This is a genomic window from uncultured Campylobacter sp. (assembly GCF_938045775.1).
Lineage (GTDB): Bacteria > Campylobacterota > Campylobacteria > Campylobacterales > Campylobacteraceae > Campylobacter_B.
In genome coordinates, this window is sequence record NZ_CALIBH010000051.1 from 1 (window position 1) to 16,222 (window position 16,222).

The window sequence follows — 16,222 nt, forward strand, 5'->3', positions numbered from 1 at the left end:
TCGGCTCGTTTAGCGGCGCGGTGAGGCTGCCTGCAGGCTACAAAAAACCTGCGATCCTAGGCGCCACCGACGGCGTGGGCACAAAGCTGCGACTCGCGATCGACGCGCGCAAATTTGACGGCGTAGGCCAGGATCTCGTCGCGATGTGCGTAAATGATCTCATCTGCAACTTCGCCGAGCCGCTATTTTTCCTCGACTATTACGCGACGGCGAAACTCGAGATCAGCGATGCCAAAGAGGTCGTAAAAAGCATCGCCGAGGGCTGCAAGCTCGCCCGCTGTGCACTGATCGGCGGCGAGACGGCGGAGATGCCCTCGATGTATGAGAAAGGCGACTTCGACCTTGCAGGCTTTGCCGTGGGCATCGCCGAGGAGGACAAGATCGACCGCAGCAAGTTCGTGCGCGAGGGCGATGTGCTCATCGCGCTTCCTAGCAGCGGTCTGCACTCAAACGGCTTCTCGCTTGCGCGAAAAGTAGTTGCCGAGCTGGGGCTAAAATTTGACGACAAGGTAGGCAATCGCGCGCTAATCGACGTGCTTTTGGAGCCGACTAGGATTTACGTCGCCGACTTTTTAAATTTAAAAGATAAAATCCACGCGCTTGCGCATATCACGGGCGGCGGCATCGTGGAAAATCTGCCGCGCGTGTTTCCTGTGGGGCTGGGCGCGAAGATCGAGCGCGCTGCGATACGCACGCCTGAGATCTTTAAAATCATCGCGCAAAAAGTAGAATCCGCCGAAATGATGAGGACGTTTAATATGGGCGTTGGCATGATCGTAGTAGCGCCGAAACAAAATGCGGACTTTGTGCTCGCTAACACTGACGGCTACGTCATCGGCGAGGTCGTAAAAGGCGCGGGCGCACAGCTCGTGTAAATTTAAAGCGGTAAAATTTGCCCCTTTTTACCAAGGCGTAAGGTTGCGTTTAGGTTAAATTTTAAAGCTAGCATCGTGACCGCTTCCAAAAACAGCGCCGAGAATTATTATATGATAGGTCTTGCAGACGGCAAGTACGACTATAAGAACTATCTGCTTTTCCAAAGACCGATCAAGCTTGGGCAGTACGAGGACGCAGACGCACCGCACAACGGCTTATACGCCAAGTGTAGGCGACGTATGTTTAACGGCTGCAAAGCAGTGAAAATAACTAGCGAGCTTATCGTTTTTGAGGTCCAAGATAGCGTCATCACCGTGGATATCCGTGGCGTTAAAATTCCTAAACGCTTCATGCAGTATTACAAAGAAATTTTCGGCGATCTACTTAGCATCGAGGGATAAATTTAAATGCACCAGCGGCACGCAAAAGCAAATTTCGCAATCACAAATATAAAGCCGAGATTAAAATTTAACGAGCGAATTTTTTAGATAGCGCGGGATAAGAGCGTTTAAGCAAAGCCATTAAACGCGATAAAACTTTGCGCCGGAGTAAAATTTATTGCAAGATTTGCGCATCAAATTCAGCGCAAGTATTATGTGGCAAAATTTACCCTTCCAAACATAGCTAAATTTAACGCTCGATCCGCAGCCGCCTGCGCTTTAAATTTAGACGCGCCGCTTGTCGCCTCTGCCCTCTTACAGCGGGCCCCGCGGACTTAAGAGATGCAAGACGATCATTTCGCTATCTGCGCGCTTATTTTTTTAAAAAGAGTAATCACTAGCGCGCCCATACTGCCGCCTGCCTTTTCAGGAAAGGGCGATCGCTCGCCCCTTCTGTTTAAAATTTTATCTATGCGCTCGTGCCTTATTTTGCAAAATCTAAAATTTTAGCGATATTTTCGCGGCTGTAGAGCTCCGCCATATTCCACGCTTTAGCGTTTGTCGCGGCTACGTCTATGACCTCGTCAAGCACCTTGCCTTCGATGCCTAGCTGCGCGAGGCCAGTAGGCGTACCGATCTTATCAAACCATGCTTTAAGTGACAGGATACCTTCATCTGCGCTTTTAAGGCCGAAAATTTCACGAGCGAAACGCTCAAACGCGCTTAAATTCCTATCCTTATACCACCTCATCCACGCAGGCATTACCACGCTAAGACCGGCTCCGTGCGCGCAGTCCACGACCGCACTCATCGCATGCTCTATCATATGGTTCGGATAGCCGAAGCCGCCCACGCCCACGTAGGTTAACCCGTTTAGCGCCATCGTCGCGGCCCATGCAAACTCGGCGCGTGCATCGTAATCGCTCGGATCTGCGAGCAGGATTTCAGTCGTGCGGATGACGGTTTTGATGTTGGCTTCGATATAGGCTCGCACGATGTCCGGATGGACGCTAGCGGTAAAATACCCCTCGATGCTGTGCGCGATGATGTCGCTCGCGCTATATACGAGATACTCGCGGCTGACGGTTGCTTGCAGCTGCGGGTTTATGACCGAGACTTTCGGGTATAGACACGGCGCGCTGATCGGGTATTTTTGCTTGGTCTGCTCCTTGGTCACCACTCCGCCGCAGTTCATCTCCGAGCCCGTCGCGGCAAGGGTAATGATATCAAAAATTTTAAGCGCAACGCTCGGGCTTTTGCCAGTAAAAAAATCCCACACGTCGCCCTCGTAGCAAGCGCCCGCGGCTACGGCTTTCGCCGAGTCCAGCACGCTTCCGCCGCCCACAGCAAGCACGCTATCGGCGCCAAATTCTTTGGCGAGCTTGATCGCTTCATTTACTTTGCTTAACACGGGATTTGATTTTATGCCGCCAAGCTGCGTAAATTCTATACCGCTTGCCTTTAAGCTGCTCTCCACGACGCCCATCAGACCGCTCTTTTGTACGCGCTCGCTGCCGTATAGTACGAGAGCCTTTCTCGCGCCCGCTTCCTTCATATACTGCCCGATATGTTCCTCTTTACCCTTGCCAAATTCTATCCTCACGGGGTTGCAAAAACTAAAATCTTTCATCTTTTCTCCTTTAAATAAAGTTGCTAAATTATAGCCTTTTTTAAAATTTTGCGGTAGCACGATAGTCCAAATTCCTTGCCTAATCGTGCAAATTTAAATATAACCCGCGTAAATTTAAAGGAACTTAGATGAACAAAGCAGATAAAAATTTTAAAAGACGCCGCAAAGATCACCGGCGAGCTGTATCTCGCCTAGGGGCACGCTCAGAAGCCTATAGGGGCGTTTAGCTTCTATCGTCAAAGAAAGCCCCAGACTTCATCGCGACGATCTACGAACCTAGCGCGTGCTTGTGCCTGCGCGACGGCAAAATGGTGGAATTTAGCGGCAAGCAGTATCGCTACGATATGCAAAAATTCCTACTTTGCGCAAGCGACTTGCCGCTTTTGGGGCGGGTAGAGCACTGTCCGTTTCTATCGGTAAGCATTAAATTTCAAAGCGAGGACATTCTTGAAGCGCTTAAGGAGATAGGCTGGCAGGGCTGTGCGGGCAGACTTAGCAGCAGCCTATACTTCGGCGATATGGATTGCGAGATCGCGGACGCCGTTTCTAGGCTCATCTCTTTGCTGCACAGAGGGTCTATGAGTCTAAAGCATGTCGGACGACTGGCGGTAAAAGAAATTTTATACACGCTAATCTTAAGCGGCGCAGGAGAATTTCTCGGCCGCTTCGTCATGCAGGGCACGGCGGAAAACTATATCGCGCGCGCAATGAGGGAAATTAAAAGCCGCTTCAAAGAGCCGATCAACATGCGCGAGTTGGCGGCCGAGCTCGGCATCAGCCCGTCGTCGTTTTATCATAATTTCAAAAAAATTACCACGCTAAGCCCGCTTGATTTTCAAAAGCGCATTAGACTACAGGAAGCTAGATATATCTTGCAAAACAGCAATAGCACGGCGTCTCAAGCAGCTTTTGATGTCGGATACGAAAGTCCGTCGCAATTCAGCAGGGAGTATGCGAGGATGTTTGGCATGCCGCCTAAAGCCCATGCGCAGACGCTTCGAGGCTAAGAAGCGGGCAAAATCAGGCGATCATCGGTTTGGATGGGTTTTGTGAAATTTAAACCGCCTTTGCAGCTTAAATTTAATTGATTTAAACGCAAATTCCACATCTAAAATTATAAAATTTTGATTAAACATTGGCTTCTAAAAAAATACATTAGTGCCGCTAAATTCTAGCGTCATTATATATGGATTATAAGTGCTGTGAAATTTTAAAGCTGCGGACGCCCAATATCGGCACCGCGATACCCTCTTCTGTAACCGCGCCCCCGTGCTCGGTCTGCGTAAAATAGGAAGAACATCGCCGCTCGCAAGCCCGTGCTCATCCAGATAGCGCGCTAGCAGCGCGAGGACCCTTTATCACGAAGCCGCCCAGTTCGGAGAAAATTCGCCTTTTCATTTGCGCCCTTCTTTGATCGCCGTGCGCAGAAATTTTACCGCTCATTTGCCCTCTTTGTTTTTGTTTCGCAGCGCCGATGAAATTTTATCGCCGCGCCCGCAGCAGGCTAAATTTTATCTCTGCAGTCGCGCCGCAGATGAAATTTAAACTCCCATTTCGCGCTCAAATTTACAGCCCACGGCTTTTCCAGCCGCCGTCCATGCCTTGGCACTTATCTACGAGCCAGTGCCCGTCCTTGCGCACGAGCAGGAAGCGGCGCGCAAAGCCGTGTTCGTCCTTGGCGTAGATGTAAATTTTGTTTTTGCTCTCGCATTCGGCGTCCGTTAGCTCGTACCCGCCGTAGGTGCCGCCCTCTGCCATCGAAAACGAGATGCCCTCGGGACGGAAGCCGCTGCGCCTAACGAGCGTGCAGTAGCGCGCAAAGAGCTCCTCGCACCTGCGCTGCACCTCGCCGTCGTCTGCGTCATCGATTCGCGATGTGGCAAATTTCTCCCACTCGCTCATCGCCGCGAAAAATTCTAAAAGCGCACTCTGCGCCGCCGCAGCGTCCTGGGGATCAAGCTTCTTTTTGCTCTTTGCGGCGTCTCTTTGCGCCTGCTCGAACTCCGCAATTTGCTCCTTGCTAAAGCGCCCGCCGCCAAGATAAAACTGGATTTTCGTATCCGCCGCGGCTAGCAGCCCCGCAAAGCTCACGTGCGAATTGACCAGGCGCAGCGATTTTAGCTTCGGGATTTGCACGATCGCTTTTAGCCCCTCATCCGTGATGCTAACGTTTTCGATACCGACGTGTTCGAGCTTGGCGTGTGCCGCAAAGTATCTAAAGCCCTCGCCACTTATCTTATCGCTATCTTGCAAAAACAGATACGCAAGCTTCGGCAGCGTGGCTAGATGCTGCAGCGCCGCGTCCGTAATCGCCGTAGCTATAAAGCCCATATTTACGAGGCTTTTTACCTCGCAGATGCGGCGCACCATCTCATCGGTAAGTGCTACGTTTTCGTAGTGATGGCCTTTGCAGTAGCGCTCGCTAACTGCGTCCAAAGCCTCCTGCATCGTGATCTGCCTCATCATCTATCCTTTAAAATTTGATTTTAAAATTTTAGTGAAATTTTACGATTTACGCAAGCGCTTAAATTTACGCGCGAATTTGCGTGCGCAGCAAAATTAAATTTCGCAGCAATAGCGCGGTTGAAATATACTTTCATCGTTGAAATTTGGCACAGAATTTCGGCAACACTTTTTAAATTTAGCTCGCCACGCAAAGCGGGCGAGCGGAAAAGACGTCTTCGCGATTAAATTTTACGCATCATTTTTCGCGGTGACGCTTTTCTTCGATGCCGCTTTGCCCTTGCCTGCGCACTAGCTCGTCAAGCAGGGCGTCCGGGTGGATATTGTGCGCCGCAAGCGCGAGCAGAAGGTGAAATACAAGATCCGCTCCCTCGTAAATCACGTCATATCGCGGCTCGCCCGCTCTGTGCTCGCCGAAGCCCTCGCGCGCGACGTCTGCGTAAAGCTCGCTACGCGAGAGGTCCTTGCACGCCAGTGCGAACTCGCACGCCTCCTCGGCGATCTTTTTGAGATAGGCGTTTTCGCCCTTCGCGTAGAGCGAGGCGACGTAGGAGAGCGCGGACTCGCCGTTTAGCTTGCGATCCAAGCAGACGTGATAAATTTCGTCCAAAATACCGTACGGGCTTTTTTCTGCGGAGTTTTTAGGCGTAGAATTTTGCGCGGCGGCGTCTAAATTTTGCTCGCTGCGCTCTGCGGCGGAATTCGACGATGCTAAATTTGCTGCCGTAAAATTTTGTGTCGCAGAACTTTGCCGATCGCAAGAGGCAGTGGAATTTTGAGGCATAAAATTTTGCGAGCCGTCACGGGCAATAGAATTTTGAGGCGTGTAATCCGCCGAGCTGTCGCAGGAAGCGGAATTTTGCTCTGCACGGGAATTCGCGGAGTTTTTCTGCGCGAGAGAGGCTGCAGAGCCGTGCTCTGCAAAATTTATCGCGCCGCAAGCACTCGAGCTCCCCACATTTTCGCCGCGTTTTTGGAACGAAATCTCTTTGAAAAAGCAGCTTCGCGCGCCCGTGTGGCAGGCGGATCCGCCGCATTGCTCGACTTTAAGCAGCAGCGCGTCGTTGTCACAGTCCAAAAAGGCGGATTTTACGAGCTGAACGTGCCCGCTGCTCTCGCCCTTTTTCCAGATGCGTCCCTTGCTGCGCGAAAAGTAGTGCGCGTAGCCGGTTTGCAGCGTCAGGCTTAGCGCCTCTTCGTTCATATACGCGAGCATCAAAACCGCGCCGTCGCCCGCATCTTGCACGATCGCAGGGAGCAGTCCGCCTAATTTTTGCCAATCTACCTTCATCTTTGATCCTTAGTTTGCGAAGTCGCGCGCCCTGAATTTAGCCGCCGCGCGCGGAATTTGAGTTATGAATTTACGAAGCGGCGCGCCTCGTAAATTTAAAACAAGCCTAGCGGTTAAATTTAAGCGACCGCTAGGTTTAAGCTGCGACGGGCGCGAGTTCTGCTCGTCACGAGCTTTTACGCTCGCTGTTAAGTTTAGCTCGCAAAATCGAGAGTTAAGCTTATGCGCCCGGAGCAATTCGCTATTAAATTTATCTCGCGAAATCGGAGCGCACAGCCGCCTGAAATTTTAATTTTCCCGCTCGATGGCGCTTTGCTTCGCCTTATCTTTCGTATCGACCCAGATATTAGGCACCGCGCCGCCCGGCGTTAGGAAAATTTTCGCGTCGCTGTTTTCGCGTAACGCCTCGTTAAATTTGGCCTGCGTCTCGATCTGCTTGAGGCTTAAAAGATTTGCATCCAAGCTCTTTGCGACCTCTTTGTTGGCGTAGGCTTGCGCGTCGGCTTCGATCTTAGCGGCATCGGCGCGACCTTGAGCTTCGATTTTGACGGCGTCTGCGTTACCTTTGGCAAGAGCAGCCTTTTTAAGCGCCTCTTGATTTGCGCGCTCGACCTCGTATTTGGTGCGCTCAGCCTCCTGCTTGGCGATCTGTACGCTCTCGATCTGCTCCTTTACCTTTGCGGGCAGGATGATCTCGCGAAGCTGCACGGCTAGCAGATCTACGGGCGAATTCGGCAGTGCTTCGATATTCTTGCGGATGCCGTCGTCAATCGCTTTAGCGATCTCGTCGCGTTTAGTAGGCAGCTCCTCGGCGGCATAGTTACCGATGACGCTGCGCACGACGTCCTTTACGCGCGGATCGATGATCTTATCCTCCCACAAAAAGCCCCACTCGGCGATCGTGTTGGGCGCCGTGGCTTCATTGAGCCTGTATTGCACGGTGATGTCGATGCTGACGGGCAAATTTCGCGAGTCTAGCACCGAAAGCGAGTTTTTACTAATGATACCGCCCGCGGTGCCGCTTTTAGTGGCGATACCTGCGCTCATATCTTCGCTGCTGGTGTAGTTGATGATACGCGTGCGAGTATCTACGACGAATACGTCCTGTATGAACGGCACGAAAAAGTGAAGTCCCGCGCCAAGAGGCGTCGGATCGTATTTACCTAAATTTGACTTGATCCCCACTTCGCCCGATTGGATCGTGACGAAGGGCTTGGCGATCACAAGTAGCGCGATTAGCGCGATTATCACGTAAAGCACGCCGCTAAACTTGCCCATCCCTCCGAAATTAGGAATTTTAAAATTTAAATTCCCGCCTTTTTTGTCGCTGTTTTTCTTATTAAAATAATCATTCAAATCCGCTGGCATGCGCGTCCTTATTTAACGTATGTGAGCCAGTGCTCAAATTTAGGGTCTTTGCCCGTGACCACCGCGAAATACGCCTTTTGCAAGCGGCTCGTGATCTCGCCCATCTCGCCCTTGCCGATGATCCTGCCGTCGATGTTGCTAATCGGCGTGACCTCTGCGGCGGTGCCGGTGAAAAACGCCTCGTCCGCGGCATAGAGCTGATCGCGAGCGATGCGTTCTCTGCGGACTTCGTAGCCCAGGCTGCGCGCGATTTCGATGACCGAGTTTTGAGTGATGCTCTCTAAGCTGGTATCGTTCGGCGGAGTGATGATGAGCCCATCTTTTACGATAAATAGGCACTCTCCTGGCCCCTCTGCGACGAAGCCCTGAGGATCGAGCAGTATCGCCTCATCGTATCCCGCATCGACCGCCTCAAAATTTGCCATCTGCGAGTTGAAATAATTCGCGCTTGCTTTGGCTTTTGCCATCATCGAAAATTGCGCCGGCTTCATCCACGATGAAATTTTAGCTTTGATCCCTTTGCGTAGCGCCTCTTCGCCCATATACGCGCCCCATTGCCACGCTGCGACGACGACATTTACAGAGCAGTCCTTGGACGAAACGCCCATCGAGCCGTAGCCAAAATATGCTAACGGGCGGATATAGACGGTCTGATCGAAGCGGTTTTTCGCGACGACGTCGATCTGTGCCTGACGGAGCTGCTCGAAGCTAAACGGAAGCTTGATTAGGCAGAGTTTTGCCGAAATTTCAAGCCTGCGAGTGTGCTCGTCCAAGCGGAAAATCGCGTAGCCTTTGTCGGTTTTATAAGCGCGTACGCCCTCAAATACGGCGTTTCCGTAGTGCAAAGAGTGCGTCAAAACGTGAGTAGTGGCTTCCGCCCATGGGATTAGCTTGCCGTCTTTCCAGATGAGCTCGGCCTCTTGAATTTGTGCCATTTCTTGATCCTTTGATGAAATTTAATCCCTAATTCTAGCTAAAAGAATATTAATTTCTAAGAAATTCTACCTGCGGGGATTCGGTGCGGTAGGCGAAACTTCGTCCACAAAATTTAAGGCGATTTGCGCTGCTAAATTTTGCTTTTTAAAATTTAGCGGCGTAGAGCAAAAAGCTGCGAATTTTATATTTTGTGCGGATAAAATTTCGCCGCAGAATTTCAAGCCTTTTAATCCAAGCCCGCCTTTTAAAATTCTACGAAAGAAAGTCCGATGCCGATCTTATTGACGCTGCGTTTGTAGTCCGCGAGGCTCTCGCCATAGCCATTAAAGTAGCGCAGATAGCCATAAAATCCGCTGTTAAAGATCGGGAAGCTGTAGTTCAGCTCGATCGCGCCGCGGTTACTGCCGTCAAAATGTAGGTTGTTTCGCCACAGAGCGCTAAGTCGCTGCTTGCCGAAGGTGTATGACGCGCGCAGATCGCCGTAGCCCATATAATCCGCGATGTCCTCGTTCGTGCGGTCCAGCCAAAAGGCATACCAGGTTCTGGGGGTGATCGAAAATCCGTCCACGCTCCATGTGCTTTGCGCGTAGAGCCTATTCCATGAGCGCGATTCCTCGCCGCCCTTGCCGTTTGACTCGTGCATTGCGCCTATCTTTAGCTCGTCCGCAAACGGCACCGGCGCGCTAACGTAGAGCTCGGGACGATAGTTACTCTCGCGAAAAGGGGCGCTATCCTGCGTGATCTGCCACCAGGAATTTTGCGCGTAAGCGAATGAAATTTTCTCTCCAAGTCCCAGCGCGTCGTAGGTTATCGGCCGCTCAAAGCTAAACTCAAAATGCAGCTCATCCGCCTTGCGATCGGGTTTTTTGCTAAAATCGTGGGTAAAGAGCATATAGATCGGCTCATAGTATTTAAGCCCCAAAAATCCAAAATTTCGACCATTTTGCTCGCCTTGCGGCGTGGAATTTGACGCAGTGGAATTTTGCGAAAGCGAGGCGGAATTTGATGATGCTAAATTTGACGCGGAGCCTGACGCAGTCGAGCCTGCGTCTGCGAAATTTGACGAAATAGAATTTGGCGCGCTGGATTCCGCCATGACGGAATTTTGTGCGAAAGAATTTTGCGACTCAGCGGAGTTTAAAACGGCGGTATCATCGTGCGAAGCGTGGTTTTCTGCGGACGAGGTAGAATTTTCTGCGGTTTTTCGGCGCGGTTTATCGCCTTTATCCGCTAGACTTGCCGCGGCAATCTTTTTGTAATAGATCATCGCGTTTTTGTAATCGCCTTTGGCCTCGTATTCGCCAGCCTTTGCGTATAGTTCGGAGAGATCTTGCGCGGCTAGGCTCATGGCGCAAAGCGCGAATGCTAAAGCTTTAAATTTCATCTACGCCCTTTAAATCGTTTTGATAATTTATATTTAAAAACTGCTCTTTATTTTTGAAATTTAGCACTTTGGAATTTGCAGATCCGATGAGCGCGCCGATCTTATGCTCTTTCGCGCGGTAGAGCTCAAGCGCGCGCGGCGCGAGAGCTGCGTCAAAAAATCCGCACAAGCTATGTCTATGCGCTTCGTCGCCCGCCACGCAAATTTGCCCCTCCTGCTCGCTAAGCGCGCGAATGGTGGAAATTTCTACAAATGGCATATCGGCGGGGATGATAAAAATGCGCTCGCCGCTAAATGGCTTCAGCGCCGAATACAGCGCGCCCATCGGCGAAAATTCTTCAAATTCGTCGTAGATCATAGGAAGCGGCGGGTTAAATTTAGAGCTTTTGGCGCAGGCGAAAACCCGCTCAAACTCGCGGTTTAAGCGCGAAAAAAGAAAGTGCGTCATGCTGGGATGCCCGCGGAATGGAAACAGCGTTTTGTCGCTGCCGAAACGCGAGCTTTTGCCGCCGCAGAGAATGACGCAGGTTTTCATCAAAATTTCACCGGCTTTCATAGATCTTTATCGCGGCGAAATTTTAAATTTGAAAGTAAAATTTGAAAGAAGCGCGGGCATATCAGTCTTTTTGCATATATTTGGCTTTGCCAAGGGCGTTGTTTGCGATGAATTGATAAAGGCTCGGCGCCTGAAGCTTGGCTAACTCGGGGTATTTGGCTTTAAGCGTCTTCCAGATATCATAGACTCGCATACCGCTTGCGTAAAGCTTCATAATCTCGCTAAAATGCGGATCGTAAAGGCTCGGCTTTTTATACAGCGAGAGTTTGCGGTCGGTATCCAGCACTGCGTTTGCCTCGATAAAAGCTGCCAGATCGCGCTCGCTTACTTTTGCGAAATCTTTTTCGTATTGAGATTTCATATGCTTTAAAATTTCTTTATTGCTAACGCCTTGGAAGTGCATTTTCTTGATCTCAAAGCGATATGCGTATAAGAAATCTTCGCTTTTTTTTGCGGTTGCGCGAAGTCTTGTTTTTTCATCTTTGAACGTCACGGAGATGAAGTGCGTAAGCCCGGGTGCAGTAACGGCGTTTTTGAACGCTTCGTCCTCCTCGCCGATCTTTTTTAAGATCGCCTTGACGGTGTAGCCCTCGGCAATAAGATTTGAAATTTTATCTTTATACGGTTTGTAGTCGAATCGCACGCGCCTAAAGCCCGTCTCGACGCTGATTTTTTTGTAGATCCTCGCATGCTCTCTAGATGTAAAATACCTCGATTTCAGCCCTTTACGGAGTTGTTCGGCAACCGCGGTAAAATCGTCATAATCGGTGATAGACGCGATTAATTCCTTTTCGTTTACGACCCTCCCGTTAACGACCGCGATGGTAATGACCTTCATATTTTCTCCTTTGATTGGGCACAATTCTAACTTAAAACTATAAACTCAAATTTAATTATTTATTATCAAGGATTGCGGAGGATTTGTGTTTGCGAGGTAGAATTTTACGCGCTAAGATTTAGCATTTTGATTTATTTTTATATCTTTTTGTATTTGTTCTCACGCCACTTTTTTATACTTTTTTGTGTAGAGATGAAGCGGGTTTGCAGATATAAATTTTACCCGCAAACTCAAGCTAAATTGCCAGCGCAAGTTAGCTTTTTTTAAACGAAAAAAGCTTTTTTATCTTCGTAAGCCCAAGCTTCATGCCGCTATATTTCATCATTTTAGCCATATTTACCCACATTTCACGCTCGTAGCACGGATGCGGGCAGTGGTGACAGCGTGGCTTTTCGGTATGCGGGCAGGCACCAAGGCGCGCGTAGGCATAGCGTAGCATCCGCTCGCAGTCGCTACAGAGATGAAAGTGCGTTTGCACAAGCCCCTTATCGTCTTTGTAGTCATGAAGCACAGCACCATCTTTTTTAAGCGCGTCCGTATGCTTGCCATCGCAGTAAATTTGGATAAATTTCGTCACCGTATTTACTTCGTAAATAAATTTTTCGCTCGTCATATTTGATCCTTTGGGCGGATTTTATCTAAAAGAGACAAAAATACTCTTGAGCGCGCTCAAGTTAGAATTTATAGAATTTTAAAATTCCGCGGAATTTCGCTTTATCTTTCGACCTTGTTGCTTAATAGAGTCGCGATGAAGCGTGTTTTGTCGTTTGAGGCAAGCGCGATTTGCAAGCTCATCGTAAGCGGCACAGCCAAAAATAGCCCGCCGATACCAAGCACAAAGCCCCACAACAGTAGCCCTGCAAGCACGCTGATCGTTGAAAGCCCGAGCCCTTGTCCTAAAAATCGTGGCTCGATGATATTTCCGATCGCTACGTTTACGACCAAATAGATTGCGATAGTCCAGATGCTAGAGCTTATATCCATCGTAGCTAGCGTCACGAAAAGCGTCGGAAAGACCGCTACGATCGAGCCGATGGTAGGGATGAAATTTAGCACGAAAGCTAAAATCCCCCACAGCGCGACGTATGGAACACCAAGAGCCCACAGCCCAAGTCCGATGAGCGCGCCGGTGCAAGCTGAAGCGATAGTTTTAATTAGTAGATATTTTTTGAGGCTGGAGGCGAATTTCTTCACGAAAGTGTGCGTAGCGCGGCTACTTTGCGAAAAATAACGGATTTTCTCGTCGATCACGGAGCTTTCAAAGACCATAAATGAAACCATTATAAAAATGAAAAATCCCGTCGAGACTATAGAGCCTGTTTTGCGCAGTAGTGCAGATAGCTGCGCGGCGGCTTCGCTCGGATCAATGCCTAGGCTTGTGGCGTTAAGCTCTATGCCGAATCGAGAGAGCTTCGCACTCACGCCTCCTAGCACCTCTTCAAATTTTGCTTGCAGCTCGGGTAGGCGCGTTGAAAATTCCTTGATCGCATCGAAGATGACTGCGCCGAAAAACACTATAATTGCCACGAAGGCAAAGGTAATGATGAGGAAGCTAAAAACACGCCCAACGCGGATCTTTTGGACATAAAGCACCAGCGGCGATACGAGCACCGTGATGAAAATAGCTAGCAAAAATGGCACGACGATAGCCTGCGCGGCTTTAAGGCCAGCCAGGATGATTACGACGCAGGCAACCGACATCAAGGACATTTGAAGCTTCAAGGATTCTCCTAAATTTGACATTTTCGCAGAGCTTTTACGCGAAATTTTGATAAAAGGATTTTAACTAAAATTCCATAAATTTTAAGACGGAATTTTAAAATTTCATCGCAAAATTCTAAGATACGCGCAAATTCTTAGCGGGCGCAAGAAAAGTTAAAATTTTTTGCTAAAATTTTGCGAAATTTACACGAGCAGGATCGAAAATGAAACTTCCCAAACAGCTTTTAGACCGCTACGGCGCCGAGCGTCAAAGCGCGGGCGAGGCGCAGCGGACGGCGAATGAGATCGCCTTTGCGCCGGTGGTCTTTCAAGTCTCGCGGCTGATGAAAAAATTTGGAATTTTAAGCGCGCTTAATGAGGCACGTGACGGGCTAAGCATAAGTGAGATCGCGCAGAAGATCTCGCTTAGCGAATACGCCGTAAAGCTGCTTTTGGAAAGCTCGCTTAGCATCGGCACGGTGCTTCTGTGCGGCGAGAAATTTCGGCTTAGCAAGGCGGGATATTTTCTACTCACCGACGAGCTCGTCGGCGTGGATATGGACTTTATCCACAACGTGTGCTACGAGGGGCTATTTAGGCTCGAAGAGACGCTAAAATCAGGCAAACCAGAGGGACTAAAGGTTTTTGGGCAGTGGGCTACAATCTACGAGGCGCTTTCGCATCTGCCGCCGCACGTGCGCAAGAGCTGGCTCGCGTTTGATCATTTTTATTCGGATTTGGCGTTTGAGCCTGCGCTAAAGATCATTTTCTCGCGCAAGACGGATAAAATTTTAGACGTAGGCGGCAATACGGGGCGCTTTGCTAAGCGGTGCGTAGGTTACGACAGAAATGTGCGCGTCACGATAATGGATCTTGCAGGGCAGATCGCGCTGATGAAAGACGCCGTTGCAGGCGCGCAGGGCGCAGAGCGCATAGAGGGGCTTGCGGCCGATCTGCTGGATCCCGCCACGCGCTTTCCGCGCGGCTTTGATGCGATTTGGCTCAGCCAGTTTTTGGACTGCTTTGCGGAGGAGCAGATCGTAAGCATCCTCTCGCGTGCGGCGGAGTCGATGAGCGAGCAGGCGCGGCTTTATATTTTGGAGCCGTTTTGGGACAGGCAGCGCTACGAAACCGCCGCGTATAGTATGACGCAGATCAGCGTATATTTTGCCGCTATGGCAAACGGCAATAGCAAAATTTATCACTCGGACGATATGATTAAATTTGCACAGCGCGCGGGGCTTAAAATTTCGCAAATTCACGACGGACTAGGCGTCGGACACACGCTGCTGTGCTGCGAAAGGGCGCGATGATGGACGCGCGAAGCTTAAGCGCGCGGCTAAATAAGCCGATTAAAATTTTACTAATGCTTTTTGGAATCGGAATTTTGGCAAATGTGGCGATGGAATTTTATGCGGAGAAAAAACGCGGTGAGCTAGAGCGAAACTTCTGCGAAAGCAAACAGGTACGAGATGCGCTAGCGCGGATAAACGAGGGTGTGCCGCGCAGGATCGACGATGCTACGATCCTAAAGGGCGCCGCATGCGAAGGTGATAGCTTCATATACGATTACGCGCTAAATAGCTCGCCAAATTTAGATCTTAGCGCGCTGGATGGGAGTGATGCGGAAATTTTAAAAGAGATGCTGTTTGCTAAGACGAAAGCCGGCTTTTGCAGCGCGGAATTTTCGCGGCGTTTGCGGGAGCTAGGCAAAACGATGGTGTTAAATTACGAAATAAAGGGGTTGCCGCCAATACAGCTAAAGCTTGATAAAAATAGCTGCGCGCAGTGAATTTTAAAACCCAAGCGAGGCATTTGATTAGCCGCGTTTTGTGCGGCGGCGCGTTAGCGGCTGGCACCTCTGCAAGCTCGCAAGCAAGCTCATGGTTTGACGCAGAATTTTATTGCGAGCAGGTCGAGAACGAAATTTAGCAAAATTTCATCGCAGCAGGTGCAGCGTAGTAATAAATCCTAAAATTTTGACTCAAAATCTACGATGCTATTTCAAATAAAATTCCGCGCAAATTATAGAATTTCGCGTTAAAGCTTTACGTGGTGTTTGCGCTGCTACACAGATATAATCCCGCGTGAAATAGTCAAATTTTAATGAAAAACGCCACTGGCAGAATCTGACGCAAAATTAGATCGCGGCTTAAAAAAGACTCGGCGCGTTTAGCGCTTTGTGACGGCAAAATGCACGCTGATCCGCGCCATGCTATACGCGGCGGCGCTGTAAAAGCTAAGCAGAGATTTTAGCATGTTGCTTTTGCACAGGCGAAATCAAAAGCGAAGCGGATAAATTTTAAACGAATTCGGCGCGAGCAAGCAGGCAAAGACTCACGCCGCGCTAAATTTTAAATCTCGCGCAAGCCCTACTTGCAGTCGCTAGGCTTAAATTCTACCCTTATAAATTCTTCGCCACTTTTTATCTTATAGCTCCATATCGCGCTGTTTATTAGCGGATGCATTACCTTCATCTGGTTGCAAAAAATTTGCTTATTTTGGCTATCTATGACATTTTGTATCACGGTTTTTTGATCATTTCCGACACTGTCAAATTTCATCCCCATGCCGTCATTTAGCTCGTAGTTATAGATGAAGCTGCCATCCTTGCACTCAGCACCCGTTAAAGTGGTAATCTCGTCGACTCGCATCGGCGCACTCTTATTGATACCTTCCACAGCGGCTTTGAGTTGGACATTATCGCAGCTTGGTGCCGCAAAAAGCGCCGCGAAAGCAAACGGAAGTAATAAAAACTTTTTCATAATTCTCTCCTTAAAAAATTTAGTAATGATATAA

General features: G+C 49.5%; 16 protein-coding genes and 1 pseudogene. 5 read left to right on the forward strand and 12 right to left on the reverse strand.

The annotated features are described in order from the left end of the window. Both purM and Q0238_RS01475 read left to right on the forward strand, forming a co-directional pair. Positions 1-875: phosphoribosylformylglycinamidine cyclo-ligase (purM, locus tag Q0238_RS01470; protein ID WP_297942182.1), on the forward strand; the 875-nt coding region annotated here is incomplete at its 5' end. Between the two features lie 75 nt (positions 876-950). Further along, the gene (locus tag Q0238_RS01475) at positions 951-1,277 is read left to right on the forward strand and encodes a hypothetical protein (RefSeq protein WP_297942184.1); all 327 of its coding nucleotides are present in this window, start codon (positions 951-953) and stop codon (positions 1,275-1,277) included. Positions 1,278-1,740: 463 nt separating this feature from the next. Here the strand turns inward: Q0238_RS01475 and Q0238_RS01480 are convergent, their stop codons facing one another. Beyond that, entirely contained in the window at positions 1,741-2,886 is a 1,146-nt protein-coding gene (locus Q0238_RS01480) for an iron-containing alcohol dehydrogenase (RefSeq protein WP_297942186.1), read from the reverse strand. A gap of 266 nt (positions 2,887-3,152) precedes the next feature. Between Q0238_RS01480 and Q0238_RS12230 the strand changes: the two genes are divergently transcribed. Beyond that, entirely contained in the window at positions 3,153-3,893 is a 741-nt protein-coding gene (locus tag Q0238_RS12230; protein ID WP_363317111.1) for an AraC family transcriptional regulator, read from the forward strand. A 559-nt stretch (positions 3,894-4,452) separates the two neighbouring features. Here the strand turns inward: Q0238_RS12230 and Q0238_RS01495 are convergent. The 10 genes and pseudogenes from Q0238_RS01495 to Q0238_RS01540 all read right to left on the reverse strand — a co-directional run bounded on the left by Q0238_RS01495 (position 4,453) and on the right by Q0238_RS01540 (position 13,444). Continuing rightward, positions 4,453-5,349, reverse strand: coding sequence for an NTF2 fold immunity protein (locus Q0238_RS01495; RefSeq protein WP_297942188.1), 897 nt, complete (start codon positions 5,347-5,349; stop codon positions 4,453-4,455). 238 nt (positions 5,350-5,587) lie between these two features. Continuing rightward, on the reverse strand, positions 5,588-6,133 hold the full coding sequence (locus Q0238_RS01500; protein WP_297942215.1) for a phosphoribosyl-ATP diphosphatase: 546 nt from the start codon (positions 6,131-6,133) through the stop codon (positions 5,588-5,590). 189 nt (positions 6,134-6,322) lie between these two features. After that, positions 6,323-6,640 (reverse strand): annotated as a pseudogene (gene hisI, locus Q0238_RS01505) (phosphoribosyl-AMP cyclohydrolase); the annotation flags it as partial. 288 nt (positions 6,641-6,928) lie between these two features. Next, positions 6,929-8,008, reverse strand: a complete 1,080-nt coding sequence (locus Q0238_RS01510) for an SPFH domain-containing protein (RefSeq protein ID WP_297942190.1) — start codon at positions 8,006-8,008, stop codon at positions 6,929-6,931. A gap of 8 nt (positions 8,009-8,016) precedes the next feature. After that, positions 8,017-8,943: a branched-chain amino acid transaminase gene (locus Q0238_RS01515; RefSeq protein WP_297942192.1), complete on the reverse strand. Its 927-nt coding sequence runs from the start codon at positions 8,941-8,943 to the stop codon at positions 8,017-8,019. Positions 8,944-9,188: 245 nt separating this feature from the next. Continuing rightward, entirely contained in the window at positions 9,189-10,328 is a 1,140-nt protein-coding gene (locus Q0238_RS01520) for a phospholipase A (RefSeq protein WP_297942195.1), read from the reverse strand. Next, the gene (locus tag Q0238_RS01525; RefSeq protein WP_297942197.1) at positions 10,318-10,884 is read right to left on the reverse strand and encodes a molybdenum cofactor guanylyltransferase; all 567 of its coding nucleotides are present in this window, start codon (positions 10,882-10,884) and stop codon (positions 10,318-10,320) included. Before Q0238_RS01525 ends, Q0238_RS01520 begins: the two co-directional genes overlap by 11 nt. A gap of 61 nt (positions 10,885-10,945) precedes the next feature. Beyond that, positions 10,946-11,722: a hypothetical protein gene (locus Q0238_RS01530; RefSeq protein WP_297942199.1), complete on the reverse strand. Its 777-nt coding sequence runs from the start codon at positions 11,720-11,722 to the stop codon at positions 10,946-10,948. Positions 11,723-11,975: 253 nt separating this feature from the next. Beyond that, the gene (locus Q0238_RS01535) at positions 11,976-12,335 is read right to left on the reverse strand and encodes a nitrous oxide-stimulated promoter family protein (RefSeq protein ID WP_297942202.1); all 360 of its coding nucleotides are present in this window, start codon (positions 12,333-12,335) and stop codon (positions 11,976-11,978) included. 101 nt (positions 12,336-12,436) lie between these two features. Continuing rightward, on the reverse strand, positions 12,437-13,444 hold the full coding sequence (locus Q0238_RS01540) for an AI-2E family transporter (RefSeq protein WP_297942205.1): 1,008 nt from the start codon (positions 13,442-13,444) through the stop codon (positions 12,437-12,439). A 203-nt stretch (positions 13,445-13,647) separates the two neighbouring features. On the opposite strand from Q0238_RS01540, the gene Q0238_RS01545 reads away from it, so the two are divergent. Together Q0238_RS01545 and Q0238_RS01550 are read left to right on the forward strand one after the other, a co-directional pair. Continuing rightward, positions 13,648-14,736 carry a class I SAM-dependent methyltransferase gene (locus Q0238_RS01545; RefSeq protein ID WP_297942208.1) on the forward strand — a complete coding sequence of 363 codons (1,089 nt, stop codon included), beginning with the start codon at positions 13,648-13,650 and terminating at the stop codon, positions 14,734-14,736. Then, positions 14,736-15,215 carry a hypothetical protein gene (locus Q0238_RS01550; protein WP_297942211.1) on the forward strand — a complete coding sequence of 160 codons (480 nt, stop codon included), beginning with the start codon at positions 14,736-14,738 and terminating at the stop codon, positions 15,213-15,215. The genes Q0238_RS01545 and Q0238_RS01550 overlap by 1 nt, the downstream gene beginning before the upstream one ends. Before the next feature lie 580 nt (positions 15,216-15,795). Here Q0238_RS01550 and Q0238_RS01555 read toward each other — a convergent pair. Further along, the gene (locus Q0238_RS01555) at positions 15,796-16,188 is read right to left on the reverse strand and encodes a hypothetical protein (protein ID WP_295150746.1); all 393 of its coding nucleotides are present in this window, start codon (positions 16,186-16,188) and stop codon (positions 15,796-15,798) included. Between the last annotated feature and the right edge of the window lie 34 nt (positions 16,189-16,222).